Genomic DNA, 2535 nt, shown 5'->3' with positions numbered 1-2535 from the left:
CCAGGGCGAGCTGCACCGCGGGCACGGCCAACGGGTAGGGCGCCTGCACGCGGCCCAGCAGCGCCACGAGCTCGGCACGCGCCAGCACGGCCCCGATGCGGGCACCGGCCAGGCCGTGTGCCTTGCTCAGGGTGCGCAGCACCACCACGTTCTCGTGGGTGGCCAGCAGCGTGGCCGCCGAGGGGGCGTCGGTGAAGTCGGCATAGGCCTCGTCGACCACGAGCAGAGCGGGGGCCTCGTCGCGGCGCAGGCCCTCAGCGAGGCGCACCAGGTCCTCGACCGGCACACCCTGCCCGGTCGGGTTGCCCGGTGAGGGCAGCAGCACCAGGTCGGCCTGCTGCTGCCGGGCGGTGCGCAGCACGGCGTCCACGTCCACCCGCCAGCGCTCACCGCCCCCGGGCCCCTCGGCGGGCTCCACCAGCTGCGGCACCGCGTGCACCGCGGCGCCGTGGAGGCGGGCGGTCACGGCGTACATGCCGAAGGTGGGCGGGGCCACCACCACGCCCCCGCGGGCGGCTCCCGCCGCTGGGCCGGAGGCGTCGCCGCGGGTCGCCCCGCCGGGTGCGCAGCAGGCACGGACCAGCAGGTCGATGCCCTCGTCGCTGCCCCGGGTCACGAGCAGCTCATCGGTGGCCACCCCCCACAGCCCGGCCAGGCGCCCCCGGAGCGCGGCCGGCTGCGGGTCGGGATAGCGGCGCACGCTCGCGCCGGCATCGGCCCGGTTGGGCGTGGCGGCCTCGTTGGCGTTGAGCCACGCGAGGTCCACCGGCGCCCCCTGTTCAACCGGCACCCCCTGCTCACCCGATGCGGCGGCAGCCGGCGCCACGGCACCCGCCGGTGCGCTGGTGCGGGCGCTGGAGTAGCCGGTGAAGTCCGCGAGGTCGTCCCGCACGTAGCCCAGCGGGAAGGGTCGGCGGCTCATGCGCGCGCCTCCCCGCCCTCGGGCTCGCCGACGCGCCGGGTCACGGCCCGGGCGTGCGCCTCGAGCCCCTCGGCCCGCGCCAGCGCAACCGCCGTCCCGCCCGTGGCGCTCAACGCCCGCGAGCTGGCCTCCTGCACCGTGATGGACAGCTGGAAGCTCGACAGGTTGACCCCACCGGTCCACCGCGCCGCCCCCGAGGTGGGCAGCACGTGGTTGGTGCCCGAGCAGTAGTCGCCCAGGGACTCCGGCGTGTGGGCGCCGAGGAACACCGAGCCCGCCGCGGTCACCCCCTCGAGCAGGTCCCGCGGCTCGCGCACGGCCAGGATGAGGTGCTCCGGGGCGTAGGCGTTGGAGACCTCCACCGCCTGCTCCAGGTCACGCACCAGCACCAGCCGGGAGGCTCCCAGCGCCTCGGTCACGATGCCGGCGCGCGGCAGCTCGGCGGCCTGCCGGGAGAGCTCCGCGGCCACCTGCTCCAGCAGGTCGCGGTCGTCGGCCACGCACACCACCTGGGAGTCCGGGCCGTGCTCGGCCTGGCTCAGCAGATCCGCGGCCACCCACACGGGGTTCGCCCCGGCATCGGCCACCACGAGCTGCTCGCTGGGGCCGGCCGGCAGGTCGATGCCGGGACCACCCTGCATGCCGGCCACCTGGCGCTTGGCCTCGGTGACGAAGGTGTTGCCCGGCCCGAAGACCTTGTCGCACGGGCCCACGGGGCCGGCACCGAAGGCCATGGCCCCCACGGCCTGGGCACCGCCCACCACGGCGATGCGGCGGACGCCCACCTCCACGCACGCGGCCACCACCAGCGGGTCGGCGCCCCCGTCGCGCGTCGGCGGGGTGCACACCACCACCTCCGGGCAGCCGGCGAGCACGGCGGGCACCCCCAGCATCAGGGCGGTGGAGGGCAGCGGCGCCGAGCCGGCGGGCACGTAGAGGCCCACGCTGCGCACCGGGCGCACCACCCGCTCGCAGCGCACGGCGTCCTCGCCCTCCTGCACCACGTACGGCCGGGCACCCCCGGGGGCGTGGAAGGCACGGATCGCCTCGGCCGCCTCCGCGATGGCGCGGCGCACCTGCGGGTCCACCTGCGCCAGGGCGTCCTCCACCTCGGCGTCGGTGAGCAGCAGGTCGTCGCGGCGCACGCCGTCGAAGCGCTCGGTGAAGGCGGCCACGGCCTCGGCGCCCCCGCGGCGCACCTCGTCGAGCACCTCGGCCACGGTGCGGCTGACCTCCTCCCCCACCTCTTGGGCGGGGCGGCGCAGCGCGGCGGCGCGCTCGGCGGCGTCCAGCGTGTTCCAGTCCAGGACGCGCATCAGACGAGCATCCCCTCGACCGGCAGCACCACGACGCCGCGTGCCCCGGCGGCCTTGACCGCCTCGAGCAGCCCCCAGGTCACCTCGCCGTGGCAGAGCACCTGAACGGCGAACAGCCCCGCGGGGGCGGTCGGGTCAGCGGGGTCGACCGTGGGCACCACGGTGGGCTCCTCGGCATCGGGCAGCAGGGCCAGCACCTCGGCGAGGCGGTCGGCGGGCACCCGCGCGCAGACCACCTTGCTGTCGGCCACCCGGCGGGCGCCGTCCAGGCGCCGCAGCAGCAGCTCGAGCAGCTCG

At 77.2% G+C, this 2535-nt stretch carries 3 protein-coding genes; all 3 read right to left on the bottom strand.

Annotated features, from left to right (window positions below; genetic code table 11):
- Nucleotides 1-922: aminotransferase class I/II-fold pyridoxal phosphate-dependent enzyme (locus tag HMPREF3099_RS09365; RefSeq protein ID WP_070705710.1), on the bottom strand; the 922-nt coding region annotated here is incomplete at its 3' end.
- Nucleotides 919-2238, bottom strand: coding sequence for a histidinol dehydrogenase (gene hisD, locus HMPREF3099_RS09360; RefSeq protein ID WP_070705709.1), 1320 nt, complete (start codon nucleotides 2236-2238; stop codon nucleotides 919-921). The genes hisD and HMPREF3099_RS09365, both read right to left, overlap by 4 nt.
- Nucleotides 2238-2535, bottom strand: a 298-nt coding sequence (gene hisG / locus HMPREF3099_RS09355; protein ID WP_371327529.1) for an ATP phosphoribosyltransferase, incomplete at its 5' end; no start/stop codon positions are given. The genes hisD and hisG, both read right to left, overlap by 1 nt.

The sequence above is a fragment of the Kytococcus sp. HMSC28H12 genome, from assembly GCF_001816045.1.
GTDB classification, from domain to species: Bacteria; Actinomycetota; Actinomycetes; order Actinomycetales; family Dermatophilaceae; genus Kytococcus; species Kytococcus schroeteri.
The sequence above is the reverse complement of the archived record's forward strand: the minus strand, read 5'-3'. Positions and strand labels throughout refer to the sequence as shown.